Annotated in this window: 23 protein-coding genes; 7 read left to right on the top strand and 16 right to left on the bottom strand. The window is 71.0% G+C overall.

Annotated features, from left to right (window positions below; all coding sequences use genetic code 11):
- Positions 1 to 38: 38 nt before the first annotated feature.
- Positions 39 to 203 carry a hypothetical protein gene (locus IGS69_RS23040; RefSeq protein WP_190902435.1) on the bottom strand — a complete coding sequence of 55 codons (165 nt, stop codon included), beginning with the start codon at positions 201 to 203 and terminating at the stop codon, positions 39 to 41.
- 67 nt (positions 204 to 270) lie between these two features.
- Here IGS69_RS23040 and chcB point away from each other — a divergent pair, with 67 nt between their 5' ends.
- Positions 271 to 1074 carry a 2-cyclohexenylcarbonyl CoA isomerase gene (chcB, locus tag IGS69_RS23035; protein ID WP_190902434.1) on the top strand — a complete coding sequence of 268 codons (804 nt, stop codon included), beginning with the start codon at positions 271 to 273 and terminating at the stop codon, positions 1072 to 1074.
- 19 nt (positions 1075 to 1093) lie between these two features.
- On the opposite strand, the gene IGS69_RS23030 is transcribed toward chcB, so the two are convergent.
- Together IGS69_RS23030 and IGS69_RS23025 are read right to left on the bottom strand one after the other, a co-directional pair.
- The gene (locus IGS69_RS23030) at positions 1094 to 1756 is read right to left on the bottom strand and encodes a DNA-3-methyladenine glycosylase I (RefSeq protein WP_269783180.1); all 663 of its coding nucleotides are present in this window, start codon (positions 1754 to 1756) and stop codon (positions 1094 to 1096) included.
- On the bottom strand, positions 1753 to 2133 hold the full coding sequence (locus IGS69_RS23025; RefSeq protein WP_232543620.1) for a DivIVA domain-containing protein: 381 nt from the start codon (positions 2131 to 2133) through the stop codon (positions 1753 to 1755). The genes IGS69_RS23030 and IGS69_RS23025 overlap by 4 nt, the downstream gene beginning before the upstream one ends.
- Before the next feature lie 144 nt (positions 2134 to 2277).
- Here IGS69_RS23025 and folP point away from each other — a divergent pair, with 144 nt between their 5' ends.
- Positions 2278 to 3138, top strand: a complete 861-nt coding sequence (gene folP / locus IGS69_RS23020; RefSeq protein WP_190902433.1) for a dihydropteroate synthase — start codon at positions 2278 to 2280, stop codon at positions 3136 to 3138.
- 97 nt (positions 3139 to 3235) lie between these two features.
- On the opposite strand, the gene IGS69_RS23015 is transcribed toward folP, so the two are convergent.
- Both IGS69_RS23015 and dapE read right to left on the bottom strand, forming a co-directional pair.
- Positions 3236 to 3994 (bottom strand): LOG family protein, encoded by a 759-nt coding sequence (locus IGS69_RS23015; RefSeq protein ID WP_190902432.1) that lies wholly within the window; start codon positions 3992 to 3994, stop codon positions 3236 to 3238.
- Positions 3995 to 4113: 119 nt separating this feature from the next.
- A complete protein-coding gene (gene dapE / locus IGS69_RS23010) occupies positions 4114 to 5193 on the bottom strand; it encodes a succinyl-diaminopimelate desuccinylase (protein ID WP_190902431.1) in 1080 nt (359 codons plus the stop codon).
- 85 nt (positions 5194 to 5278) lie between these two features.
- Between dapE and IGS69_RS23005 the strand changes: the two genes are divergently transcribed.
- Positions 5279 to 6262, top strand: coding sequence for a heavy metal transporter (locus IGS69_RS23005; protein ID WP_190902430.1), 984 nt, complete (start codon positions 5279 to 5281; stop codon positions 6260 to 6262).
- Between the two features lie 533 nt (positions 6263 to 6795).
- Positions 6796 to 7242, top strand: coding sequence for an ATP-binding protein (locus IGS69_RS23000; protein ID WP_190902429.1), 447 nt, complete (start codon positions 6796 to 6798; stop codon positions 7240 to 7242).
- A 70-nt stretch (positions 7243 to 7312) separates the two neighbouring features.
- On the opposite strand, the gene IGS69_RS22995 is transcribed toward IGS69_RS23000, so the two are convergent.
- Positions 7313 to 8404, bottom strand: a complete 1092-nt coding sequence (locus IGS69_RS22995; protein WP_190902428.1) for a bifunctional succinyldiaminopimelate transaminase/glutamate-prephenate aminotransferase — start codon at positions 8402 to 8404, stop codon at positions 7313 to 7315.
- Positions 8405 to 8525: 121 nt separating this feature from the next.
- Positions 8526 to 8846 carry a ferredoxin gene (gene fdxA, locus IGS69_RS22990; RefSeq protein WP_030669097.1) on the bottom strand — a complete coding sequence of 107 codons (321 nt, stop codon included), beginning with the start codon at positions 8844 to 8846 and terminating at the stop codon, positions 8526 to 8528.
- 140 nt (positions 8847 to 8986) lie between these two features.
- Here fdxA and IGS69_RS22985 point away from each other — a divergent pair, with 140 nt between their 5' ends.
- Entirely contained in the window at positions 8987 to 10015 is a 1029-nt protein-coding gene (locus IGS69_RS22985) for a GNAT family N-acetyltransferase (protein ID WP_190902427.1), read from the top strand.
- A gap of 17 nt (positions 10016 to 10032) precedes the next feature.
- Positions 10033 to 10884 (top strand): transglutaminase family protein, encoded by an 852-nt coding sequence (locus IGS69_RS22980; RefSeq protein WP_190902426.1) that lies wholly within the window; start codon positions 10033 to 10035, stop codon positions 10882 to 10884.
- A gap of 121 nt (positions 10885 to 11005) precedes the next feature.
- Here IGS69_RS22980 and IGS69_RS22975 read toward each other — a convergent pair whose 3' ends face one another.
- From IGS69_RS22975 to IGS69_RS22960, 4 genes are all read right to left on the bottom strand, one after another.
- On the bottom strand, positions 11006 to 13555 hold the full coding sequence (locus IGS69_RS22975) for a hypothetical protein (protein WP_190902425.1): 2550 nt from the start codon (positions 13553 to 13555) through the stop codon (positions 11006 to 11008).
- Positions 13556 to 13711: 156 nt separating this feature from the next.
- Entirely contained in the window at positions 13712 to 14122 is a 411-nt protein-coding gene (locus IGS69_RS22970; RefSeq protein ID WP_190902424.1) for a DUF6113 family protein, read from the bottom strand.
- Positions 14119 to 15021 carry an N-acetyl-1-D-myo-inositol-2-amino-2-deoxy-alpha-D-glucopyranoside deacetylase gene (gene mshB, locus IGS69_RS22965; protein WP_190902423.1) on the bottom strand — a complete coding sequence of 301 codons (903 nt, stop codon included), beginning with the start codon at positions 15019 to 15021 and terminating at the stop codon, positions 14119 to 14121. The genes IGS69_RS22970 and mshB overlap by 4 nt, the downstream gene beginning before the upstream one ends.
- A 28-nt stretch (positions 15022 to 15049) precedes the next feature.
- The gene (locus IGS69_RS22960; RefSeq protein ID WP_030842840.1) at positions 15050 to 15244 is read right to left on the bottom strand and encodes a hypothetical protein; all 195 of its coding nucleotides are present in this window, start codon (positions 15242 to 15244) and stop codon (positions 15050 to 15052) included.
- A gap of 177 nt (positions 15245 to 15421) precedes the next feature.
- On the opposite strand from IGS69_RS22960, the gene IGS69_RS22955 reads away from it, so the two are divergent.
- A complete protein-coding gene (locus IGS69_RS22955; RefSeq protein ID WP_190902422.1) occupies positions 15422 to 17548 on the top strand; it encodes a S9 family peptidase in 2127 nt (708 codons plus the stop codon).
- 174 nt (positions 17549 to 17722) lie between these two features.
- Here IGS69_RS22955 and IGS69_RS22950 read toward each other — a convergent pair whose 3' ends face one another.
- The 5 genes from IGS69_RS22950 to IGS69_RS22930 form a co-directional block, all read right to left on the bottom strand.
- Positions 17723 to 18871, bottom strand: coding sequence for an ABC transporter ATP-binding protein (locus IGS69_RS22950; protein ID WP_190902421.1), 1149 nt, complete (start codon positions 18869 to 18871; stop codon positions 17723 to 17725).
- The gene (locus IGS69_RS22945) at positions 18864 to 19922 is read right to left on the bottom strand and encodes an ABC transporter ATP-binding protein (protein ID WP_190902420.1); all 1059 of its coding nucleotides are present in this window, start codon (positions 19920 to 19922) and stop codon (positions 18864 to 18866) included. The genes IGS69_RS22950 and IGS69_RS22945 overlap by 8 nt, the downstream gene beginning before the upstream one ends.
- An 11-nt stretch (positions 19923 to 19933) precedes the next feature.
- Positions 19934 to 20896, bottom strand: a complete 963-nt coding sequence (locus IGS69_RS22940) for an ABC transporter permease (protein ID WP_190902419.1) — start codon at positions 20894 to 20896, stop codon at positions 19934 to 19936.
- Positions 20889 to 21818 carry an ABC transporter permease gene (locus tag IGS69_RS22935; protein WP_190902418.1) on the bottom strand — a complete coding sequence of 310 codons (930 nt, stop codon included), beginning with the start codon at positions 21816 to 21818 and terminating at the stop codon, positions 20889 to 20891. Before IGS69_RS22935 ends, IGS69_RS22940 begins: the two co-directional genes overlap by 8 nt.
- A 132-nt stretch (positions 21819 to 21950) precedes the next feature.
- The gene (locus IGS69_RS22930) at positions 21951 to 23564 is read right to left on the bottom strand and encodes a peptide ABC transporter substrate-binding protein (protein ID WP_190902417.1); all 1614 of its coding nucleotides are present in this window, start codon (positions 23562 to 23564) and stop codon (positions 21951 to 21953) included.
- Positions 23565 to 24035: the final 471 nt, after the last annotated feature.

The raw sequence follows: 24035 nt of genomic DNA, 5'->3' as shown, positions 1-24035 counted from the left end.
AAGCCATTATCCCGCATCTCAGGACCCGATGACCAACATCAGTAGGCATCGCTTGGGCAACGCACGCGAGCAAAACCACTCAATTCGGCGATGAGACTGCGATACTCCGCCACCGCACACACGTCCGCCGAACCAATCCGGGCGAGAATTCTTTGACGCAGGTCACACGTCCGGTCCGGTTCCGCGTCGATGATCTCCGTCATGCTGTCCTGCAGACCCGGGGCGTACCGGCCGGTAGGCCCCCGATCCGCGACTCGGAGGGGATACGCCATGACCGACACCGTGCTCTACGAGGTGAGCGACGGACTCGCGACGATCACGCTGAACCGCCCGGAGGCGATGAACGCGCTGAACGTGGAGGCCAAGGTCGCCCTGCGGGAGGCGGTCCGGTCCGCGGCCGAGGACCCGGCCGTGCGGGCGGTGCTGCTGACCGCCGCGGGTGACCGGGCGTTCTGCGTCGGGCAGGACCTCAAGGAACACATCGGCCTGCTGGCGGCGGACCGGGAGGCCGGGTCGGGGCAGACCATGAGCACGGTGCGGGAGCACTACAACCCGATCGTGCGGGCGCTGGCCGGGGCGGCGAAGCCGGTCGTCGCGGCGGTGAACGGGGTCGCGGCCGGGGCGGGCTTCGGCTTCGCGCTCGCCGCGGACTACCGGATCGTGGCGGACACGGCGTCGTTCAACACCTCGTTCGCCGGTGTCGCCCTGACCGCGGACTCGGGGATCTCCTGGACCCTGCCGAGGGTCGTCGGCCCCGGGCGCGCCACCGACCTGCTGCTCTTCCCGCGGACCATCAGCGCGCAGGAGGCGTACGAGCTGGGCGTCGCGAACCGGCTGGTGCCCGCCGGTGAGCTGCGGGCGGAGGCCGAGAAGGTGGCGCGGGCGCTGGCCGAGGGGCCGACGGTGGCGCTGGCCGCGCTGAAGGAGTCGGTGGCGTACGGGCTGACGCACTCCCTGGAGGAGACCCTGGAGAAGGAGGACGAGCTCCAGACCCGGGCGGGCTCCTCCGAGGACCACGCGATCGCGGTCCAGGCCTTCGTCAACAAGGAGAAGCCGAAGTATCTGGGCCGCTGAGCCCGGCGCTCCGGCGCCGTCAGGGAGCCGCGGGACCCATGTCGCCGGTCGCCCTCACCCGGCGAAGCCGCTGGTCGGCATGGGCCCGCGCCTCTGACGGGGCGCGCCTGGCCACGCAGGTTTCCAAGTGATCGTCGACCAGCCCGCACGCCTGCATCAGCGCGTACGCCGTCGTCGGCCCGACGAACCGCAGGCCCCGCTTCTTCAGCGCCTTGGACAGCGCTGTCGACTCGGGGGTGACCGGCGGGACGTCGGAGAGGGTCTTCGGGACCGGGCGGCCGGCCGGGTCGGGGGCGTGGGACCAGATCAGCTCGTCCAGTTCGCCCGGGGACCATGCGGTCAGCGCACGCGCGTTGGCGAGGGTCGCGTCGATCTTGGCGCGGTTGCGGATGATGCCGGCGTCGGCGAGCAGCCGCTCGCGGTCCTCGTCGGTGAAGGCGGCCACCGAGGCGATCTTGAAATCGGCGAAGGCGGCGCGGAAGCCGGGGCGGCGGCGCAGGATCGTGATCCAGGACAGGCCGGACTGGAAAGCCTCCAGGCTGAGCCGCTCGAACAGCGCGTCGTCGCCGTGGACCGGACGGCCCCACTCCTCGTCGTGGTACGCCACGTACTCCGGGGCGGACAGGGCCCAGGGGCAGCGCAGCCCGCCGTCCGGGCCGGCCAGGGCGGTGCCGTCGCTCACGGCCGGTCCTCCTGCCGCTTGTCCATGGAGACGTGGTTGTCCCCGGAAGGGTGCACCGGCCCGTGGGCGGCGGCCGACCGGGCGCCGGCCAGGGCCGACTCCAGGTCGGCGATCCGGGCGTCACGCTCGGCGAGCTCGGCGCCCAGGCGGCCGAGGGCGTCGTCCACGTCCGCCATGCGGTAGCCGCGGGCGGCGAGCGGGAAGCGCAGGCCCTCCACATCGGCGCGGTCGACCGGGCGGTCCGGGGGCAGCGGGTCCCGCAGCCGCTCGGGGGCGGCCTCGGGCAGCGGGCCGTTCTCACCGCCGCCCACCACGGCGAGCGTCACCGCGCCGACCACGACGGCCAGCGCGACGACCAGGAACAGGAACATAACCATCGCGGGGCCCCCACGGTCGGATGGATCGGACTCCCCGGGAGTCCACCGAGTCGGATGTTGTCAGGCTCCGATCGTGCCATGCGAGTCCGACAGTTAGGGTCGCAGGCGGCGGAAGACGGCTCGTACCAGGAAAGGTCACAGGGGATGCTCAGGCTGGGCAGGCGGGAATTCGGGACGCATGAGCCGGTGATCATGGCGATCGTGAACCGCACCCCGGACTCCTTCTACGACCAGGGCGCCACCTTCCGCGACGAGCCGGCCCTCGCGCGCGTGGAGCAGGCTGTGGCCGAGGGCGCCGCGATCATCGACATCGGCGGGGTCAAGGCCGGGCCGGGCGAGGAGGTCACGGCCGAGGAGGAGGCCCGGCGGACGGTCGGGTTCGTCGCCGAGGTGCGTCGGCGCTTCCCGGACGTGATCATCAGCGTGGACACCTGGCGGGCCGAGGTCGGCGAGGCCGTGTGCGAGGCCGGGGCCGATCTGCTGAACGACGCGTGGGGCGGTGTCGATCCCGGGCTGGCAGAGGTCGCCGCACGCTACGGGGTGGGGCTGGTGTGCACCCACGCCGGCGGGGCGCAGCCGCGGACGCGGCCGCACCGGATCGAGTACGACGACGTCATGGCGGACATCCTGGACGTGACGGTCGGGCTGGCCGAGCGGGCGCTCGCGCTGGGCGTGCCACGGGAGTCGATCCTGATCGACCCGGGCCATGACTTCGGGAAGAACACGCGGCACAGCCTGGAGGCGACGCGGCGGCTGGACGAGATGGTCGCCACGGGGTGGCCGGTGCTGGTGTCGCTGTCCAACAAGGACTTCGTCGGGGAGACGCTGGACCGGCCCGTGAAGGAACGGGTCGTCGGGACGCTGGCGACGACGGCGGTGTCGGCGTGGCTCGGGGCGCAGGTGTACCGGGTGCACGAGGTCGCCGAGACGCGGCAGGTGCTGGAGATGGTCTCGGCGATCGCGGGGCATCGGGCACCTGCCGTTGCCCGGCGGGGGCTGGCGTAGCCCCGGGTACCAGGGGGCTCCGCCCCCTGGACCTCCGGAACCTACGCCCGCCCGGAGCCTGAATCGGTCGGGCAGAAGGCCGAGCTCGAAAAGCCCCTCAGCGCCCCGCCTCCTTCGACACCAGTGCCACCGCCTCGTCCACGTCGTCCGTCACGTGGAAGAGCAGCAGGTCCTTCTCCGACGCCTTGCCCTGGGCGATCACCGTGTCGCGGAGCCAGTCGACCAGGCCGCCCCAGTAGTCGCTGCCGAAGAGGACGATCGGGAAGCGCGTGACCTTCTGCGTCTGGACCAGTGTGAGGGCCTCGAAGAGCTCGTCGAGGGTGCCGAGGCCCCCGGGGAGCACCACGAAGCCCTGCGCGTACTTCACGAACATCATCTTCCGCACGAAGAAGTAGCGGAAGTTCAGACCGATGTCGACGTACGGATTCAGGCCCTGCTCGAACGGCAGCTCGATGCCGAGGCCGACCGAGATGCCCTTCGCCTCCAGGGCGCCCTTGTTGGCCGCCTCCATCGCGCCCGGGCCGCCGCCGGTGATGACGGCGAAGCCCGCGTCGACCAGGCCCTGCCCCAGCCGGACGCCCGCCTCGTACTCGGGCGAGTCCGCCGGGGTCCGGGCCGAGCCGAACACGCTGATCGCGGGCGGGAGTTCGGCGAGCGTGCCGAAACCCTCGATGAACTCCGACTGGATGCGCAGCACCCGCCAGGGGTCGGTGTGGACCCAGTCGGAGGGGGCCCGCTCGTCGAGCAGCCGTTGGTCGGTGGTGCTGGGCTGCACCTGGTCCCGCCTCTGGAGGACCGGGCCCAGGCGCTTTTCCTCCGGCGGCTGCTTCTTCCCCTCGGGGTTGCCGGTCGCCATGTGCGCTCCCTCCGTCGTGCCTGTCTTTCCACCTCAGCGTAGATCTACGCGGGTTACGAACGAGGGACGTGAGCATGTCCGCGATGAAGCGCCGTAAACCCGCCGGCGGGCCGGCGGGGTCAGGCGGTCAGCCAGTTCCGCAGGCGCTCCTCGCCCGCGAGGATCTTGGCAGTCTCCACGCGCTCGTCCCGCTTGTGCGCCAAGTGGGGGTTGCCGGGGCCGTAGTTGACCGCGGGGACGCCGAGCGCGGAGAAGCGGGAGACGTCCGTCCAGCCGTACTTCGGCATCGGGGTGCCGCCGACCGCTTCGATGAACGCCTTGGCCGCCGGATGGGACAGACCGGGCATCGCCGCGCCGCTGTGGTCGACGACCTCGAACTCCTCCACCCCGCAGTCCGCGAAGACCTCACGGACGTGGGCGATCGCCTCCTCCGGCGTGCGGTCGGGTGCGTAGCGGAAATTGACGGTGACGACGCACTCGTCGGGGATCACGTTGCCGGCCACTCCCCCGGTGATGCCGACCGCGTTCAGGCCCTCGCGGTACTCCAGGCCGTCGATGACCGGCCAGCGGGGTTCGTAGGAGGCCAGACGGGCGAGGATCGGGGCCGCGGCGTGGATCGCGTTGGAGCCCATCCAGCCGCGTGCCGAGTGGGCCCGCTCCCCCGTGGTCTTCAGCAGCACCCGCAGGGTGCCCTGGCAGCCGCCCTCGACCTGGCCGTCCGACGGCTCCAGGAGCACCGCGAAATCGCCCTCCAGCCACTCGGGGTGCGTCTCGGAGACGTGCTTGAGGCCGTTCAGCTCCGCGGCGACCTCCTCGTTGTCGTAGAAGACGAAGGTCAGGTCGCGGTTGGGGGCGGGGACCGTGGCCGCGATGCGCAGCTGGACCGCGACGCCGGACTTCATGTCGCAGGTGCCGCAGCCCCACAGGACGCCGTCCTCGTCGAGGCGGGAGGGGACGTTGTCCGCCACGGGGACGGTGTCGATGTGGCCGGCCAGGATCACCCGCTCCGCGCGGCCGAGGTTCGTGCGGGCCACGACGTTGTTGCCGTACCGGTCGACCGTCAGGTGCGGCAGCGCGCGCAGCGCGGTCTCGATCGCGTCCGCGAGCGGCTTCTCGCCACCGCTCTCGGAGCGGAAGTCGACGAGCCGGGCGGTGAGCTCCGCGGCGTCCAGCGTGAGGTCAAGCGAGGTGTCGGCCATGCCGTCGACCCTAACGCGCCAGACCACGGCCTCACTGTCCACACCCGGCTCATGCCACTCCGTACTCTCCAGTACCTTGTACGGCGTGCCAGAGCCGTCCTCTCCCAAGCGTCGTGGCCGCCTCTTCCGATGCGGAGCCGCCTTCATGGCCCTGCTCGCGGTCGCCGGTTACCTCGTCGTGCAGTACGTCACCGGGGGCTCGGGTGGACCGGGCTGCAAGGTGGTCTCCGGCAAGGGCGACGGAGCGTCGTACGAGTTCACGCCCGAGCAGGCGGTGAACGCGGCGACGATCACCGCCGTGGGGACCGCGCGCGGCCTGCCCGAGCGGGCCGTGACCATCGCGCTGGCGACAGCGCTTCAGGAATCCGCCCTGCGCAACATCAAGCACGGCGACCGGGACTCCCTCGGCCTGTTCCAGCAGCGGCCCTCGCAGGGCTGGGGAACGCCGAAGGAGATCATGGACCCGACGTACTCGGCCGGTGAGTTCTACGACCACCTGGTCAAGGTGACCGGCTACACCCGGCTGCCGCTCACCGTCGCCGCGCAGCGCGTGCAGCGCAGCGGTTTCCCGCAGGCCTACGCCAAGCACGAGCCGGACGCCGCGCTGCTCGCCGCGGCCCTCACCGGGCAGTCGGCGGCCACGCTGACCTGCGAGGGCCGCCCGGCCGCGACCCGGGCCTCGGGCCCGGACGGGGTGCGGGCCGCGCTCGTGCGGGACTTCGGGCGGGATGTGCTGGAGCCGGCCGGTGCCGAGGTCGGCGGCGGTGCGTCGACGGCCACGCCCGCGCCGTCCCCGAGCGCCGGGGACGGGGCCGGGGGGCGGACCGTGACCCTGCCGGTGACCGCGGACACCAGCACGGCGACCGGGCGGAGCCTGGACCAGCGGGGCTGGCAGCTGGCGCACTGGGCCGTGGCCAACGCCTCCGAGCTGCACATCGCACGCGTCACCTACGCGGGGCGGGAATGGGTCGCCGGGACCACCGCCGGCCAGTGGCGGGAGCCCGCTGCGAAGGGCACCGCGGGCGCGGAACGGGACGCGGACGCGGTCCGTGTCGTCACGATGGGTTAGGGCCTGTCGTTTGGATCAGGTCGCAGGGAATCGGCGGTGCGTCTCGATGCCGGTGAGCGGGGCCTGGTGCGTGTAGCTGCAAGGCGGAGGAGGGAGTCGACGCGGAGCGTCGAGGACTGACGACAACGCGGCAGATGCGCGTGCCAGGCCCCGCGTCTGCGACCTGATCCAAACGACAGGCCCCAGATCGCGCACGGGTGCGGGGCCTCACACGGGAGGGTTACCCGAGGGGTGCTTCGGCGACGGTGTGCGCAGGATGGCGCGCCCTCAGCCGGGAAGCCGCGAAATCCCTTGGGAGGACAGGGCTGGAAGGTTTCGGCAGCGTTTCCCCCGGAAGCCTCTTTGACCGTTTTTATCCGCAGCCGATAATGCGACGCATTACCAACTCTTTACGTTGCGGCGCCGCAACCTTCGCGGGCTTCGAGCGGTAGTCACTGCGTCCGAGCCGGGGTGATCCACAGCCAGTCGATCAACTGCCGGACCCGGTCGGACACTTCACGAAGCTCACAGTTCTCTCCCGTCGAAGGAGCACCATGTCCCTGCCTCTGACCCGCCGTATCGCCCGTGCCGCGCTGATCGTCGCTGCGGGAGCGGCTGCCGGGGTCGGTGCGGCCGGCTCCGCCAGCGCGGCCCCCGAGCTGCCCGCCGCCCCGAACCTCGGTGGCCTGACCGCCCTGGACGGGGCCAACGTCGGCAACACCGTCGACGGCGCGGCGCAGAAGGTCACCGAGTCCGCGGGTGACACCGGCGGCAAGACCGTCAAGAAGGCGGTGCCGGCCGCGGGCAAGACCGGTGGCAAGGCGGTCAAGAAGACCACGCCCGTGGCGCAGAAGGCGGCCGGTGACGCGGCGGGCTCCGCCGGGCAGCTCGTCGGCGACACCGCCGGTTCGGCCAAGGGCGGCCTGCCGACGGACTCCCTCACCAAGGGCGGCGTGCCGTCCGCGGACTCCCTGCCGGTGAAGAGCCTGCCGGTCGGCTGACGCCACGGCGTCGTGACGGCGAAGGGGTCCGGGGAAGCTCCCCGGACCCCTTCGGTGTGCTCGGCCGCGGTCACAGCCGCTGTACGGCCGCCGCCACCCTCTCGTCCGTGGCCGTCAGCGCCACGCGCACGAACTGCGCGCCCGCCGGGCCGTAGAAGTCGCCGGGGGCCACGAGGATGCCGCGCTTGGCGAGGTGGTCGACCGTGTCCCAGCAGGATTCGCCCCGGGTGGCCCACAGGTAGAGGCTGGCCTCGCTGTGCTCGATGCGGAAGCCGTGGGTGACCAGGGCCTCGCGCAGCAGCTCACGGCGGGACGCGTAGCGCTCGCGCTGGACGCGCACGTGGCCGTCGTCGCCGAGGGCCGCGATCACCGCCGCCTGCGTCGGAGCCGACGTCATCATGCCGCCGTGCTTGCGGATCTCCAGGAGCGGGCCGAGGACCGCCGGGTCACCGGCCAGGAAGGCCGCGCGGTAGCCGGCGAGGTTCGAGCGCTTGGAGAGGGAGTGGACGGCGACGATGCCGTCGTACGAGCCGCCGTTGACGTCCGGGTGCAGCACCGAGACCGGGTCGGCCTCCCAGCCCAGCTCCAGGTAGCACTCGTCGGAGAAGAGCAGGATGCCGTGCGCGCGGGCCCAGGCGACGATCCGGGTCAGCTCCTCCTGGGAGAGGACCTTGCCCGTGGGGTTCGACGGGGAGTTCAGCCAGAGGAGCTTCAGGCCCTCGGGGTCCAGCTCCGTCGGGTCGTCGTAGGCCTCGTGGCCGGCGCGTGCCAGGCGGGCGCCGACCTCGTACGTCGGGTAGGCCAGGCGCGGGTAGGCCACCCGGTCGCCGGGGCCGAGGCCCAGCTGGGTGGGCAGCCAGGCGACGAGCTCCTTGGAGCCGACGACCGGCAGCACGTGGCGGTGGGTGAGCTCCCGGGCGCCGAGGCGGCGCTCGGCCCAGCCGGTGATCGCGTCGCGCAGCTCGGGGGTGCCCCAGACGGTCGGATAGCCCGGCGAGTCGGCCGCGGCCACCAGCGCTTTCTGGATCAGCTCGGGCACCGGGTCGACCGGGGTGCCGACGGACAGGTCGACGATGCCGTCCGGATGGGCGGCGGCCGTGGCCTTGTACGGGGCCAGCTTGTCCCAGGGGAAGGTGGGGAGGCGGTCGGAGACTGCGGACACGGGTTCGGGCTCACTTTCTGGCACGTACGAGCCGGTCACGGCAAACGCCTCGGCCCCGTACGGCGATCAGGGGGCTGATCGGGCCGTACGGGACCGAGGCGGCACGGAGTGCGGGCCGCTCTTACTGGTTCTGCGGCGGCAGCGCGGCGATGAAGGGGTGGTCGCGCTCGATCAGCCCCAGCTTGCTGGCTCCGCCGGGCGAACCGAGCTCGTCGAAGAACTCGACGTTCGCCTTGTAGTAGTCCTTCCACTCCTCGGGAGTGTCGTCCTCGTAGAAGATGGCCTCGACCGGGCAGACCGGTTCACAGGCGCCGCAGTCGACGCATTCGTCCGGGTGGATGTACAAGGACCGCTGGCCCTCGTAGATGCAGTCGACCGGGCACTCCTCGATGCACGCCTTGTCCTTCACGTCGACACAAGGCTGCGCGATGACGTAGGTCACGCTGTCGTTCCTCCTCGATAGGGCGCTGGCGGGCCTCCTCAGGCTCCGCCGCCTGGCGCGCGGGAGCGCGGCGTCGTCGATGCCCGCCCCTAGTATCTCCGTTCCTGGGCATGATCCGAACAGGAGGGGTGAACTGACCTGTGGAAATCTCTGCCGCCGGGCGACTCGAGGTCCGCATCACCGCTGCTGACGTGGGCAAACGGGTCTCCGTGCGGAGCTTGATCGAACATGAGGCTCCGGGTGAGAAGTTCACCGACACGGTCGGTGTTCTCACATCATGGGACAACGGTGTGCTGCTGATCACACGCAAGAGTGGCGAGAGCGTCCGCATCGCGGAATCGGCGCTGGTCGCGGGCAAGACCGTGCCCGCCGCACCGGCGCGTCGCCGCGGTCCCGCCGCCTCCTACGAGGAGCTGGCGCGGGTCGCCGCGCGGGCCTGGCCGCCCGTCGAGAGCGAGCGGCTCGGCGGGTGGGAGCTGCGGGCCGCGTCCGGGTTCACGCGGCGGGCCAACTCGGTGCTGCCGCTGGGCGCGCCGGACAGGCCGCTCGACGAGGCCCTGGACGCCGTGCGGCGGTGGTACGGCGAGCGCGGACTGCCCGCCTACGTCCAGACCGCGACGGGGGCCGAGGGCACGCAGGAGCTGCTCTGCGCCGAGCTGGAGCGGCGGGGCTGGGTGCGGGAGGTGACGGCCGAGCTGTGGGCCGGGCCGCTGGCGCCGATCGCCGACCGGGGTGATCCGGCGGGGGTCGTGCTGTCCCGGCAGGCCGGTGAGGGGTGGCTGGCCCGGTACCAGCGCAAGGGCGTGAGCGAGGTGGCGCTGCGCGTGCTGGAGAGCGGGCCCTCCGTGTGGTTCGCGACCGTGCCCGGGGACAGCGCGCAGGCGCCTCCCGCCGCCATCGGGCGGTGTGTCGTCGACGGGCGGTGGGCCGGGTTCGCCGCCGTCGAGGTCGACCCTGCGCTGCGGCGGCGGGGGCTCGGCACGGCCGTGATGGCCGCACTGGCCCGTCAGGCGCTCGACGAGGGCGCGTCGGCCGCGTGGCTCCAGGTCGAGGCCGGCAACGCGGCAGCGCGGGCGCTGTACGCCGGGATGGGCTTCTCGGCGCACCACGCCTACCACCACTACCGGGCGCCGGACGGCGCCGCAGCGGCCGGTAACCGATCGTTGTGAGAGGGCACGAGCCAGTCATGCGTCCCCCGTTTCCCCCCTCCCCCGAGCGCTCCGCCGAGCTGCGGCGGCGGTTCGCCGAAGAGGCCCGGTCCGAGCGGCCCGATCTGTCGACGCTGTGCCTGCTGGTGGGCGCGGTGGCGGACGGGGAGCTGGACGAGGCCGGCCTGGACGCCGCGCAGGTCGAGCTGGACCGGCTGGCCGGGCTGCTGCCGTACCGGCCCGGCGGGCCGCGGGCGTGGGCGCTGGCCCTGCGGGAGCTGCTCGGTGAGCGGATGGGGTTCCACGGCACCCCCGCCGACTACCGGCGGCTGGAGTCCTCGCTGCTGCACGAGGTGCTGGTGCGGCGCAGGGGGCTCCCGATCCTGCTGTCGGTGGTGTGGCTGGAGGTGGCCCGGCGGGCCGGAGCGCCGGTGTACGGGGTGGCCCTGCCGGGGCACTTCGTGGTCGGGTTCGGGCCCGACGAGGGGCAGGTGCTGGCGGATCCGTTCGACGGCGGGCGGGTGCTGACGGGGGCGGACGCGGAGGTGCTGGTGGCCGGGGCGACGGGGTCGGGGATCGATCCGTCGATGCTGCGGCCGGCGGATCCGCTGGATGTGGTGCTGCGGATCCTGAACAACGTGCGGGCGTGGGCGGCGGCCCGGCCCGAGCGGTCGGACGTCTCGCTGTGGGCGGTGGAGTTGTCGCTGCTGCTGCCCTCGCATCCGGCTCGGCTGCGGTACGAGCGGGCGCAGTTGCTGGTGCGGCGGGGGGAGTTCCTGGGCGGGGCCTCGGAGTTGGAGGCCTATGCGGAGGTTGTCTCGGCGGTGGACGAGGGGGCTGCCGAGCGGGTGCGGGGGGAGGCCTTTGCGGCCAGGGCGATGCTCAACTGACGTGGGCGGGGTCCGTGTCGGGCGGGCGGAGTGCCGCAGGCCGGTTGTGATGTCCGCGGGGTGACGGGGAGAGCCCCCGTCCTCGTCGGGCGGGGGCTCTCGTACGGCGGGTGGCCGGAGGTCAGTTCGGCTTGGTGTCGATGACTCCGACGCGCTCCGCGGACGTCTTGCCGCGCAGGGCCTTGCGCAGCGCCGTGACGACGTCCTGCGGGAGGACGTCCCGCTTGCCGCCGGCACCCTCGATCTGCACGCCCTCGAAGGTCTTGCCGTAGGCCTCCTGGAGCGCCTTCAGGTTGTAGGTGTCCACGAGCTTGCCGTCGACGGCCTTGAAGCTGAGGATCTTCGGCAGGGACACCGGGCCGAAGTCGATGCTGTGCGCCGCGTCGGTCCGGATGGTGACGAGGTCGGACATCGCCGGCTGCGCGAACTCCTTGAGCATCCGGTCGACCTCGGCGTTGGAGACCGTCGGCTGCCGGGTGGTGGTCGGGAGGCTGACCGTGCCGGCCGTGCCGGTCTCCACCTGGGTGCGGTATGCCTCCTCCACCGCGGCCGTCGACTTGGCGAGGTCGACGCCCTTGCCGGCCTTGCCGTACACGGGGACGGCCTTGCCGCCCTTGAACTCGATCGTGCCGTCGGTCGTCGCGCCGGAGCCTCCGGCGGCGGTCTCCAGGGAGGCGTGCAGCTTCTCCTCGTCGATGGGCATGACGGGAGTGACCACACGGTGGTTGCCGAACAGCGAGGCGATCACGGAGACCGGGTTGTAGTCGCTCTTGGCCGCCGCGTCGGCCGTGGCGTCCATGTCGAACTGCAGGCCCGCGTTGTCCGGGTCGAGGGCGACGGTCTTGCCGCCCAGGGACAGCTTCAGCTCCTTGCCGGCGTTCTTGTCGAAGGCCTCGTCGAGCTTCCTGACCGCGCCGTCGCGCGTGGTGCCGCCGATGTCGACGCCGAGCACGGTGGTGCCCTTGGGCACGTCGGTGCGGTTCATCAGCAGCCCGGCGCCGTAGACGCCACCGGCGAGGACGACCGCGCCGACGGCCAGCAGCACGAGCTTGTTGCGGCCCTTCTTCTTCGGCGCCTTGGAGGAGCTCGCGGGGGGCGGCGACACCGGCTCGGGCAGCTTCGGTGCCGTGTGGGGCACCGGGCCGTCACCGGGCGCGCCCGGGCCGAACGGCGAGGCGGCACCGGACGGTACGACGGGGATGCCGCTGGTGACCGTGTGCCCCGAGACGTTGTCGTGCCGGGGGCCGTAGCCCTGGCCGTCCGGTGGTTCGGGGGCCGGCTTCTGCGGGGTCAGGATGGCGGTGTCGTCGCTCATGCCACCGCCGGGGCCGGTGCCCGCGGCGCCGGGAGCGGGAGTGCCGCCCGGGCCCGCCGGGCCACCAGGAGCGCCGGGTACGCCCCCACCGGCGGGGGAGCCGGGGCCACCGGGGCCGCCGCCTATGGCTCCGGGGCCTCCGGACCGGCCGGGGGCGTTGAAGGCGCCGGGGCCGCCGGGGTCGTTGAAGGCCTCGGGGGCACCGGGCCGGGCCGGGTCGCCGAAGCCGTCAGGGCCGCTGCGCCCGCCAGGGGCGTCGAAGGCGCCGGGGCCTGCCGGGCCGCCCGGCTCGATACCGAAGCCGCCGGGGCCGCCAGGGCCGCCGGGTGCGTCGAAGCTGCCGGGTGCGCCCGGGCCTCCCTGCGCGGTGAAGCCGCTCGTCCGCCCGGGACCGACCTGCTCGTCGAAGCCCGCTCCGGCCGGCGGCACCATCGGGCCGTCACCGGTGACCGGTCCGCCCGTCGGGCCGGCAGGGCGGGAGCCGGGGCCGCCGGGCGTGCCGAAGCCGTCCGCGGCGCTCGGGCCACCGGGCTGACCGCCGTAACCGGCCTGTCCGTTCTGCCCGCTCTGCCCGTCGCGGCCGTTCTCCGAGAAGTACGGCAGGTCGTCGCGGCGCGGTTCGCCGCCGCCGGGGGTGGAACGCGAGCCGTTGCCCAGCGGGCCCGCCGCCAGGGCCTCGGTGACGTCGAAGGAGCCGGTGCCACCGCCGTGCCCGGGCGCGACGGGGCCGCCGGTCGCGCCGCCCGGGAGCCCGGCACCGTTCGTACCGCCGGAGCGGGAGCCACCCGGCGCGCCCATGGAGCCGACCACGCCTCCGGGCCGCCCGGCACCCGGCCGCGCCCCTCCGGACGCACCGGCGGCGGGAGCGCCCGCTCCGGAGCCGCCCGGCGCCGGACGCGAACCGCCCGGCAGCCCGCCCCCGTTGGTGGAGCCGCCGCCCGGACCGCCCTTGCCGCCGCCCGACTTGCGGGGGGCGAACCAGTCGCTGGCCGGCTTGTCGTCGCCCTGCTGCACGGGCTCGGCGGGAGGCTCGACCGGGCCCGCGCCCGTGGAGGGGGCGGTGTCCGGCGCCGTCGACGCCTCACCGTGCGTGTCGGTGCGGGCCGGGCTCTCCGCCTCCGCGACGGGCTTGCGCACCACCACGGGCGGAATGGGCCGCGACCCGGGGATGTTGATCCGGATCCGGGTCGTCAGCGTGGTCTCGGTCTTGCGTTCCTCCGGCCGCGTGGCGGAACGGCCCGCGTCCGTACCGGCGTCGGAGACCGTCGGGGTCCCGTACGGCGGCGTACCCGACGGGTAGGCGGCTCCACCGCGCCCGTTGGGCCCGGAGGACGGAGTGTCAGTTTCACGGCTCAAGGCAGGTTCTCCCGGTTGGCTCCGCCGCCCGACACAACCTCACGCGGGCAGCTCGGCGGCGCGCACCACCATACTGGCCACTTCTCGCCCGTATCCCGTGACCGCCGTGGAAACTCACACCGGACCCCCACGGCCACGTCCTGGCGAAGTGGTACGTCACTTGGCAAGTCGGACGGGGCCGCCGTCCGGTTGCCGCCCCGGGGCGATGGTGGCGCAGATCACAGCCACGGCGATGCCCCCGAGGAGGAAGAGATAGGAGCCGCTCCCCGCGGCGAAGAGGAAGTCGCCCTCGGGGCGGCTGGCGGTCAGCAGCACGACCGAGAGCATCCAGCCGGCCGCGACCGAGACGCCCCCGGCCCGGCCGCGCAGGACACGACTGGCGCCCAGGACGGCTCCGGCCTCACCGGCCAGGGCGAGCAGCAGCCCGCCCGGGAACCATCCGGGCTGCACCAGGGCCCCGGCCACGCCCACCAGGACGCCGAGCACGAAGAACCCGAGGCAGGCACCGACGCGTCCGGCGGTGGGCGGGCGCATCGGCTGGGCGAGCATCGGCGTCCGGTCGCTCATGAGGCCTCCCCGAGACCGGCGAAGAGGTCCGTCTCCGGTTCGGCGGAGCCCCGCTCGCCCCGCACCAGCTCGTAGTACTCGGTGGTGAGGATCGGCTGGGCGAGTTCGTTGGACAGCGCGAAGTACGGCTCGGCCACGGTGATCTGGGTGGCGTGGGCGCGCATCGCGGCGGCCTTGGCGGCGGCGTGGGCGGTGCCGTCGACCACGGTGGTGATCCGCTCCTCGGGCACCACACCCGGGACGTCGTCGACGTCGGCGGCCTTGGCGAAGGGCGTGCCGGGCAGGTCCTCCCTCAGGCGCGCGAAGGACGCCTCCACAACGGGCCGGGGGACCCGGTTCCAGTAGACCTTGGGGATGGGGACGCCGGCGTCGGCGGACAGTTCCGCGGCGCGCATGGCGACCCGGTGGGCCTGGATGTGGTCGGGGTGGCCGTAGCCGCCGTGGTCGTCGTAGGTGACGAGGACCTGGGGGCGTACCTCGCGGATCACCTCGACGAGGTGTGCGGCGGCCTCGTCGACGTCGGCCTGCCAGAAGCAGCCGGGGTCGTCGTTGTCGGGCAGGCCCATCATCCCGGAGTCGCTGTAGCGGCCGGCGCCGCCGAGCAGGCGGAAGTCCGTCACGCCGAGCTCGGCCATGGCGGCGGTGAGCTCACGGCGGCGGTACTGGCCCAGGGCGGCGCCCGTCAGGTGCGCGAGCTCGGGCGGGATGACCTCGCCGCGCTCGCCGAGGGTGCAGGTGACCAGGGTGACGTGGGCACCCTCGGCCGCGTACCTGGCCATGGTCGCGCCGTTGTTGATCGACTCGTCGTCCGGGTGCGCGTGCACCAGCAGCAGACGCCTCGCGGAGCGAGGTGGGGGTCCCCCCTGCTCGGAGAGCTTGGGGGAGGGCAGTTCCGTCATGGGACCAGCCTACGAGGTCCCACGCCGGTCAGAACTTGATGCTGCCGATCATGCCCGCGATGTTCGTCGTCAGCTCGTTGATCGTGGGAGCGACGGTCGAGGAGGCGAGGTAGAAGCCGAGCAGCATGCAGACGATCGCATGCCCCGCCTTCAGCCCCGACTTCTTGATGAGCAGGAAGACGATGATCGCCAGCAGCACCACCGCCGAAATCGAGAGTGCCACGGCGGCTCACCTCCAAAGATCCACGAGGGCGCGGGGGGTCGGACTATGGGGGCATCAAATCCGTACAGCAGCCAGCAGGTTCATACCCACTATGCGACATTGATCATAACTATCCCTCTGCGCGCATCGATCGGCGCACGGCCGCACAAGGGGGCGCATGGCCAATATGGTCAGGGCATGACGACCGAGCCTCACTCCTTCCCCCGACGGCACGCCCGTACCCAGCGCTTCACCCTCGGCGCGCCCCGTTCGTTCACCGTGGCGCCCGACGGTTCGCGTGTCGTGTTCCTGCGCTCCGCTTCCGGTACGGACCGGGCGAATTCGCTCTGGGTCCTCGACACGGAGGAGGGCGGGGAGCGCCTGGCCGCCGACCCGCGCACCCTGCTGGGCGGTACCTCGGAGGACCTCTCGCCCGAGGAGCGGGCCCGGCGCGAGCGCAGCCGTGAGGGCGGGGCCGGCATCGTCGGGTACGCCACCGACACAGCGGTCGAACTGGCCTCTTTCGCCTTGTCAGGGCGGCTTTTCGCGGCCGAACTGCGGGCCGGGACGGCGCGTGAACTGCCCACGCCGGGGCCGGTGATCGACCCCCGTCCCTCACCCGACGGACGGCACGTCGCGTACGTCGCGCAGGGGGCCCTGCGGGTGGTGGGCGCCGAGGGGGAGGGTGACCGGGCGCTCGCCGAGCCCGAGTCGGAGAATGTCTCATACGGGCTGGCCGAGTTCATCGCGGCCGAGGAGATGGGGCGGTCCCGGGGGTTCTGGTGGGCTCCGGAGTCGGACCGGCTGCTCATGGCGCGGGTGGACGACACGCCGGTGCAGCGGTGGTGGATCGCCGACCCCGCGCATCCGGAGCGGAAGCCGCAGCGGGTGCCGTATCCGGCGGCGGGCACGGACAACGCGGAGGTGCGGCTGTTCGTGATCGGGCTGGACGGGCCGCGCACGGAGGTCGCCTGGGACCGGGCGCGCTACCCGTATCTGGCGCATGTCCACTGGTCAGCGGCGGGCGCGCCGCTGCTGCTCGTACAGGCGCGCGACCAGCGCAGTCAGCTGATCCTGGCCGTGGATCCGGACACCGGCGCGACGCGGATGGTGCACGCCGACGAAGATCCAACATGGCTGGATCTTTTCCCCGGGGTGCCGTGCTGGAGCCCCTCGGGGCAGCTGGTGCGGATCGCGGACGAGGGCGGTGCACGGGTGCTGGCGGTCGGGGACCGGCCGCTCACCGGAGCGCAGTTGCACGTCCGGGCCGTGCTGGACGTCTCCGCGCACGACGTGCTGGTCTCGGCGTCGGCGGGCGCGGAGGCCACCGGGGAGGCGGAGACGGGCCAGGTGCACGTGTACCGGGTGAACGAACTGGGCGTGGAGCGGGTGTCGCAGGAGCCGGGCGTGCACGCCGCGGTGCGGGCCGGGGAGGTGACGGTTCTGGTCTCGGCGACACTGAACCGGCCAGGTTCACTGGTGCGGATCCTGCGCGACGGAAAACCGACCACGACTGTCCCTTCGTACGCCGAAGATCCTGGTATGTCCCCCCGCGTGACGCTCACGGAGGGGGGCGCACGCCGTGTCCCGTGCGCCGTGCTTATGCCTCGGGACTACGACGGTGACACCCCCCTGCCGGTGCTCATGGACCCCTATGGGGGTCCCCACGGCCAGCGGGTGGTCGCCGCGCACAACGCACACCTCACGTCGCAGTGGTTCGCGGACCAGGGCTTCGCGGTCGTGGTCGCGGACGGCCGCGGCACCCCGGGCCGCTCCCCCGCCTGGGAGAAGGCGATCCACCACGACTTCACGCTGTCGCTGGACGACCAGGTGGACGCGCTCGAGGACCTCGCGCAGCGCCACCCCCTGGACCTGTCCCGGGTGGCGATCCGCGGCTGGTCCTACGGCGGCTGGCTGGCGGGCCTGGCGGTGCTGCGCCGCCCCGACGTCTTCCACGCGGGCATCGCGGGCGCGCCGGTGACCGACTGGAGCCTGTACGACACCCACTACACGGAGCGCTACCTGGGCACGCCGGCCGAGCACCCGGAGTCGTACGCGAAGAGCTCCCTGGTCACCGCCGAGGGGCTGTCGTCCCCCGCCGAGCCGCACCGCCCCCTGATGATCGTGCACGGCCTCGCCGACGACAACGTGGTGGTCGCCCACGCCCTGCGCCTGTCCTCAGCACTGCTGGCCGCCGGCCGCCCGCACGAGGTGCTGCCGCTGTCCGGTGTCACACACATGACCCCGCAGGAACAGGTCGCCGAGAACCTGCTCCTCCTCCAGGTCGACTTCCTGAAGCGCTCCCTGGGCATCACCACCGCCTGAACACGGCGACGGGCCGGAACGCCTCACAGCGCTCCGGCCCGCTACGGCACCCGCACGGCCGTACGCCCACCAGCGTGACGCGTCCGTATATCGGAACCGGGTCGGCGAAGTTGCCTGCGTGTTAACGCAGTTGGCGGGGGTTCGACCGGTACCTGCTGCCGGTCCGACGGCGGCTCACACCGCGTGGACGACGTCCTTCTCCTCGGCGAAGTGGCACGCCGACTCGTGCGCCGCCGGCGTGTCCACGCCCTCGAAACGCGCAGGTACCGCCAGCAGGGGCACCTCCTCCGCGCACCTGTCCTCCGCCTTCCAGCAGCGGGTACGGAAGCGGCAGCCGGAGGGCGGGTTGGCCGGGGACGGGACGTCGCCGGTCAGGATGATCCGCTCGCGGCCTTCACGGGCCTCCGGATCCGGCACCGGGACCGCGGAGAGCAGCGCCTGGGTGTACGGATGCGTCGGGTGGTCGTAGATCTGCTCGTCCGTCCCGATCTCGGCCATCTTGCCGAGGTACATCACACCCACGCGGTCCGAGATGTGCCGGACGATCGACAGGTCGTGCGCGATGAAGAGATACGAGAGGTTGAACTCGTTCTGCAGCTTCTCCATCAGGTTGATGACCTGCGCCTGGACGGACACGTCCAGCGCGGAGACCGGCTCGTCGCAGATGATGATCTCGGGGTTCAGGGCCAGGCCGCGGGCGATGCCGATGCGCTGGCGCTGACCGCCCGAGAACTGGTGCGGATAGCGGTTGATGTACTCGGGGTTGAGGCCGACGACGTCCAGGAGCTCCTGGACCTTGCGGCGGCGGTCGCCCTTCGGTGCCACCTCGGGGTGGATCTCGAAGGTCTCCCCGATGATGTCGCCCACCGTCATACGGGGGTTGAGCGAGGTGTACGGGTCCTGGAACACCATCTGGATGTTCCGGCGGACCGCCTTCAGCGCACGCCCGGACAGCTTGGTGATGTCCTGGCCCTTGTAGAAGATCTCGCCCGCGGTCGGCTTCTCCAGCAGCATCAGCAGCTTGGCGACCGTGGACTTGCCACAGCCGGACTCGCCCACGATGCCGAGCGTCTCGCCCTGGTAGAGGTCGAAGGAGATGCCGTCGACCGCCTTGACCGCGCCGACCTGCTTCTTGAACAGGATGCCCTGGGTGAGCGGGAAGTGCTTCACCAGGTTGCGCACCTGCAGGATCGGCTCGCCCCGCTGCACCGGCGCCTCGATAGCGGCGACCGCCTCCGTCTCGGAGGAGGCGTCGACGACCTCGACCTCGGAGACGTTCGGCGTGGCGTCCTGGGGCTCGTCGGTCTTGCCGAGCTCAGCCATGGATCGTCTCCTTCCAGAAGTGGCACGCGCTGCCGCGGCCGACGAGCTCGCCGCCGTCCCGCTCGGTGACGGGGAACAGCGCCGGGACGTCCGTACGGCAGACGTCCTGGGCCTTGGGGCAGCGCGGGTTGAAGGCGCAGCCGGACGGGATACGCGTCAGGTTGGGCGGCAGGCCCTTGATCGCGTACAGCTCCTGGCCCTTCTGGTCCAGACGCGGGATCGAGTCCAGCAGACCCTTGGTGTACGGGTGCGCGGGGCGCTTGTACAGCTCGCGGACCGGAGCGCGCTCCACGATGCGGCCCGCGTACATCACGGCGATCTTGTCCGCGACGTCGGCGACCACGCCGAGGTCGTGGGTGATCAGGATCAGACCCATGTTGTACTCGCGCTGCAAGTCCGCGAGCAGGTCCATGACCTGAGCCTGGACCGTCACGTCGAGGGCCGTCGTCGGCTCGTCGGCGATGATCAGGTCCGGCTCCAGGGCGAGCGCCATCGCGATCATGATGCGCTGGCGCATACCGCCCGAGAACTGGTGCGGGTAGTCGTTCACCCGGGCCGCGGCGGCCGGGATCTTCACCCGGTCCATCAGCTCGATCGCCTTGACCTTGGCGTCCTTCTTGGACATGCCCTGGTGGACGCGGAACATCTCGGCGAGCTGGTAGCCGACGGTCAGTACCGGGTTCAGTGAGGACAGCGCGTCCTGGAAGATCATGGCGATGCGCCGGCCGCGGATCTTGCGGCGCTCCTCGGCGGACATCTTCAGCATGTCCTGGCCGCGGAAGAGGATCTCACCCTGGGGGATACGGCCGGGCGGCATGTCGAGGATGCCCATGATGGCCTGCGCGGTGACGGACTTGCCGGAGCCGGATTCGCCGAGCACGGCGAGCGTCTCACCCGCGGACACGGAGTAGTTGACGCCGTTGACGGCCTTGGCCACGCCGTCGCGGGTGTGGAACTCCACGTGCAGGTCGCGGACTTCGAGCAGCGGGCGGTCCGTGCCCTCCGAGCCGTCCGGTGCGGGACTCTCGGCCACTTCATCGATGATGGTCACGTACGCCTCCCTCAGCGCAGCTTGGGATCGAGGGCGTTGCGTACCGCATCGCCGAACATCAGGAACGACAGCACCGTGATCGAGACCATCACCGAGGGGATGATCAGGGTGTGCGGGGCGATACGGAGCTGCTCACGTCCTCGCGCCACGTCGCCGCCCCAGCTTACCGCCGTGTCTCCGAGACCCACGCCCAGGAAGGACAGGGTGGCCTCGGCCGCGATGTAGCCGCCGAGGGCGATGGTCGCCACGACGATGATGGGCGCGAGCGCGTTGGGCAGGATGTGCCGGAACAGGATCCGCGAGGTCGAGGCGCCGAGCGCCTTGGCGGCCACGACGTAGTCGGCCTGCTTGATGGTGATCACGGCACCGCGGGCGACTCGGGCGATCTGGGTCCAGCCGAGGAAGGCGAGGGCCATGATGACGACCCAGACGGTGCGGTCGTCGAAGGAGTTGAGCACCACCAGGGCACCGAGCAGGAACGGGATGCCGAGGAAGATGTCGGTCACCCGCGAGAGCAGGGTGTCGGTCCAGCCGCCGAAGTAGCCGGCGATCATGCCGATGATCGTGCCGATGACGGTGACGGCGAGGGTGACACCCACGCCGACGGTGATCGAGGCACGGGCACCGTAGACGACACGGGCGTAGACGGAACGGCCCTGGACGTCGTAGCCGAGCCAGTCCGGGGCGAAGACATGGCCCCAGTTCGGCTTCCCCAGATAGTGCTTGGCCAGATCGGCGTCGCGGGGCGAGGCACTGGTGAACAGTCCCGGCCAGACCGACATCACCAGCAGGAACACGATCAGCACGGCCGAGATCAGGAAGAGCGGGTTGCGCCGCAGGTCGTGCCAGGCGTCGGACCACAGGCTGCGCGCCTTCTCGGGAGCCGGTCCCGCGTCGGTCACGACCACGCCCGCGGTGCTCACCGTGTCACCGGGAAGGGCTTCGACCTTCTTCACGACGGTCTTGTCAGGCATACCGGATCCTCGGGTCCAGGACCGCGTAAAGCAGGTCGACGATCAAGCTGGCAACGAGGTAGATGACCACCATGAGGGAGGCGATCCCCACGACGGTGGCGCCCTCACGCCGGCTGAGGGCCTCGTAGATCTCGATACCGATGCCGCGAACGTTGAAGATGCCCTCGGTCACGATGGCGCCGGTCATCAGGCTGCCGATCTCGATGCCGAGGAAGGTGACGACGGGAATCAGCGAGTTGCGCATCAGGTGGACGCCGACGATACGGCGGCGCGGCAGCCCCTTCGCCACGGCGGTGCGGATGTAGTCGGACCGCAGGTTCTCCGCGATCGACGTGCGGGTCAACCGGGCGACGTAGGCGAGCGAGAGCGACGCCAGCACGGTGGCCGGCAGGAAGAGCTGGGAGAAGTCCGTCGAGTCGGTCACCGTGGGAGTCGTGACCGACCACTTGAAGGCGAGCAGGTACTGCAGCAGGAAGCCCAGCACGAAGGACGGCATCGAGACGAGGAACAGCGTCAGGGTCAGCAGTCCGCGGTCCCGCAGCGTGTCGGGGCGCAGGCCCGCGACGATGCCGAGGCCGATGCCCACGACCGTGACGAAGGTGAACGAGAAGATCGTCAGTCTGATCGTCACCGGGAACGCATCGCTGATGATGTCCGCGATGGGCCGCTGGCTGGCGATCTGGGTACCGAAGTCGCCCTGGAACAGGCCCGTCATGTAGTTCACGTACTGCTGAAGGAGCGGCTGGTCGAGCCCGAGCTCCTTCTTGATGCTCGCGACCACCGCCGGGTCGTACGCCTGATCCCCCATCATCGCCCGGACGGGATCGCCGGGCAGGGCGTACATCATGCAGAAGATGAGCAGGGTTGATCCGATGAACACCGGGATCATCTGGAGCAGTCGTCGTGCGACATAGCGCCCCATAGGTGCCTCCGTGAGGGGTTAACGCAGGTACGGGGGCCGTCTCCGATCGGCGAGACGGCCCCCCGTACCTCCCACCGCCGCCGGAGCGGCGGCGGGTCTACGGCCGAGTGGGAAGAGCCCGACGGGCTCCTCTTACTTGGTGGTGACGGCCCACACTTCGAGGTCACCGTGGAAGTCGACGTTGACGTTGTCGACGTTCTTACCGTGGCCGCCGTTGATGCGGTAGTACCAGAGCGGGATGGCCGGCATGTGCTCGACCAGCTTCTTCTCGACCTCCTGGAAGGCCTTCACCGACGCGTCGAGGGACTTGGCGTTGTCCGCCTTGTTCATCAGCCCGTCGATCTCCTTGTTGGAGAAGCGACCGTTGTTGGCCTCGGCGGTGGTGTGGTACAGCTCCTTCATGAAGTTGGCGTTGACCGGGTAGTCGGCGACCCAGCCACCGCGGTACATGCCCTTCACCTGGTCGTTGTCACGGGCCTCGAGGTCCGTGGCGAAGTCGGGCTTCGGGTCACCCGTGCAGTCGACACCGGTGGCCTTGCGGATGGACTCGCAGACCGCGGTCACCCACTCCTTGTGCCCACCGTCGGTGTTGTACTGGACGGTGAACTTGTTGCCCGGAACGCCACCGCCCTCCTTGATGAGCTGCTTGGCCTTCGTCGGGTTGTACGTGAACACGTCCGTGTCCAGGTTCTGGTTGCCCTTGACACCGGGCGGCGTGAAGCCCTTGGCCGGCGTGCGGGTGTTGTTCAGAACCGTCTTGGTGATCGTGTCGCGGTCGATCGCCATCGACAGACCCTGCAGGACCTTCGGGTCGATGTCCTTGAAGGTCTTGGAGTAGAACGCCGGGGTCAGCGTCTGGATGGCCGCGTACGGCTGCTCGATGGCGCCGTCGCCCAGGTCCTGCTTGTACTTCGGCAGGTCCGTCGGGCCGACCTGGCGGATCATGTCCAGGTTGCCGGAGACGACGTCCTTGTACGCGGCCTCGAGGGTCGTGTACGCCTTGAACTGGACGCCCTTGTTCTTCGCCTTGTTCGGGCCCTGGTACTCGTCCCAGGCCTTGACCTGGATGAGCTTCTTGTGGTCCCACTTCTCGAACTTGTAGGGACCGTTGCCGACCGGCTTCTGGCCGAAGGCCTTCGGGTCGTCGTAGAAGACCTTGGGCAGCGGGGCCCAGGTGGTGTAGCCGAGCTTGTAGTTGAAGTACGGCATCGTGTACTTCAGCTCGATGGTGAAGGTGTGGTCGTCCACGGCCTTCAGACCGGACATGGTCTCGGCCTTCGGGTCACCCTTCTCCGGGTGGACATCGTCGTAGCCCTTGATGTCCTGGAACCAGAAGGAGTTCTGCTGGTTGTTCTTGATGTTGGCGTACCAGTTCCAGGCGTCGATGTACGACTTGGAGGTGACTTCTTCGCCGTTGTGGAACTTCCAGCCCTTCTTGAGCTTGACCGTCCACGTCTTCGAGTCGTCGGTGGTGACCGACTCGGCGTTCGTGTAGACGATGTCACCCTTGGAGTCGAAGTCCAGCAGCTGGGTGAAGAGGGACTGGATGACGTACGAGCCGTTGCTCTCGTTCGTGTCAGCCGGGATGAGCGGCTTCTGCGGCTCGCCGACGTCGATCGAGACGTATCCCGCAGGGCCGGAACCCTTGCTCTTCCCCTCGTCGTCACCGCCGCCGCCGCAGGCAGTGGCAGCCAGGGCGACGACTATCGCACCCGCGACCCACTTGGCGCTCTTGGCACCGCGCATGGGTTCCTCCTATGAAGTCATTGGTTCACCGCGAAGGGAGCACACGACACATCACGGCCCCCGCCCGTCGCCGGTGCCGGAATTCGTCGAGTGCCCCCGCGCTCGTGAGTCGCGCCGCTGCCGGCTACTGACCCGTACATCCGAGCTCTACGCGCCTAACTATCTGCCAAACGCCAGGACCGAACCACACTCTCGAGGTCTCGGTTCGATCACAGCTCTCGCCTACATCTTCCAAAATCCGGACAAAGGGTTTGGTGAAAGATCCCTGCGAAACGGACTTGTTACACATCTATCGGTGTCGGCTGTCCGCATTCCGGACGCGAGAGTGAGAAAAACCGGTTGCGACGTACCGTGGGTCCCGTGCAGGGTGCCACCGGAGCCTGTCGCGTGCTCAAGGAGCTTGTGCGGCAAGGCCGTTGAGCGTTCCCCGGGAACGGGGAGGCCTGGCGCTTCCGGAGCAGGGTAGTGGGA

The organism is Streptomyces tuirus (assembly GCF_014701095.1).
In the GTDB taxonomy this organism is placed as follows: Bacteria; Actinomycetota; Actinomycetes; order Streptomycetales; family Streptomycetaceae; genus Streptomyces; species Streptomyces tuirus.
Note: the sequence above shows the minus strand (reverse complement) of the source record. Positions and strands in the feature narration are given on the sequence as shown.

What these genes read in the sequence shown, in the direction of transcription:
- IGS69_RS23015 (WP_190902432.1), bottom strand. Translation starts at nt 3,994, where the DNA reads ATGGCGACCGGCAACCCCGAGGGGAAGAAGCAGCCGCCGGAGGAAAAG.
- IGS69_RS22940 (WP_190902419.1), bottom strand. Translation starts at nt 20,896, where the DNA reads ATGCCTGACAAGACCGTCGTGAAGAAGGTCGAAGCCCTTCCCGGTGAC.
- dapE (WP_190902431.1), bottom strand. Translation starts at nt 5,193, where the DNA reads ATGGCCGACACCTCGCTTGACCTCACGCTGGACGCCGCGGAGCTCACC.
- mshB (WP_190902423.1), bottom strand. Translation starts at nt 15,021, where the DNA reads ATGACGGAACTGCCCTCCCCCAAGCTCTCCGAGCAGGGGGGACCCCCA.
- IGS69_RS22935 (WP_190902418.1), bottom strand. Translation starts at nt 21,818, where the DNA reads ATGGGGCGCTATGTCGCACGACGACTGCTCCAGATGATCCCGGTGTTC.
- IGS69_RS23025 (WP_232543620.1), bottom strand. Translation starts at nt 2,133, where the DNA reads ATGGTTATGTTCCTGTTCCTGGTCGTCGCGCTGGCCGTCGTGGTCGGC.
- IGS69_RS22970 (WP_190902424.1), bottom strand. Translation starts at nt 14,122, where the DNA reads ATGAGCGACCGGACGCCGATGCTCGCCCAGCCGATGCGCCCGCCCACC.
- IGS69_RS22950 (WP_190902421.1), bottom strand. Translation starts at nt 18,871, where the DNA reads ATGGCTGAGCTCGGCAAGACCGACGAGCCCCAGGACGCCACGCCGAAC.
- IGS69_RS23040 (WP_190902435.1), bottom strand. Translation starts at nt 203, where the DNA reads ATGACGGAGATCATCGACGCGGAACCGGACCGGACGTGTGACCTGCGT.
- IGS69_RS23000 (WP_190902429.1), top strand. Translation starts at nt 6,796, where the DNA reads ATGTCCCTGCCTCTGACCCGCCGTATCGCCCGTGCCGCGCTGATCGTC.
- chcB (WP_190902434.1), top strand. Translation starts at nt 271, where the DNA reads ATGACCGACACCGTGCTCTACGAGGTGAGCGACGGACTCGCGACGATC.
- IGS69_RS22980 (WP_190902426.1), top strand. Translation starts at nt 10,033, where the DNA reads ATGCGTCCCCCGTTTCCCCCCTCCCCCGAGCGCTCCGCCGAGCTGCGG.
- folP (WP_190902433.1), top strand. Translation starts at nt 2,278, where the DNA reads ATGCTCAGGCTGGGCAGGCGGGAATTCGGGACGCATGAGCCGGTGATC.
- IGS69_RS22955 (WP_190902422.1), top strand. Translation starts at nt 15,422, where the DNA reads ATGACGACCGAGCCTCACTCCTTCCCCCGACGGCACGCCCGTACCCAG.
- IGS69_RS22930 (WP_190902417.1), bottom strand. Translation starts at nt 23,564, where the DNA reads ATGCGCGGTGCCAAGAGCGCCAAGTGGGTCGCGGGTGCGATAGTCGTC.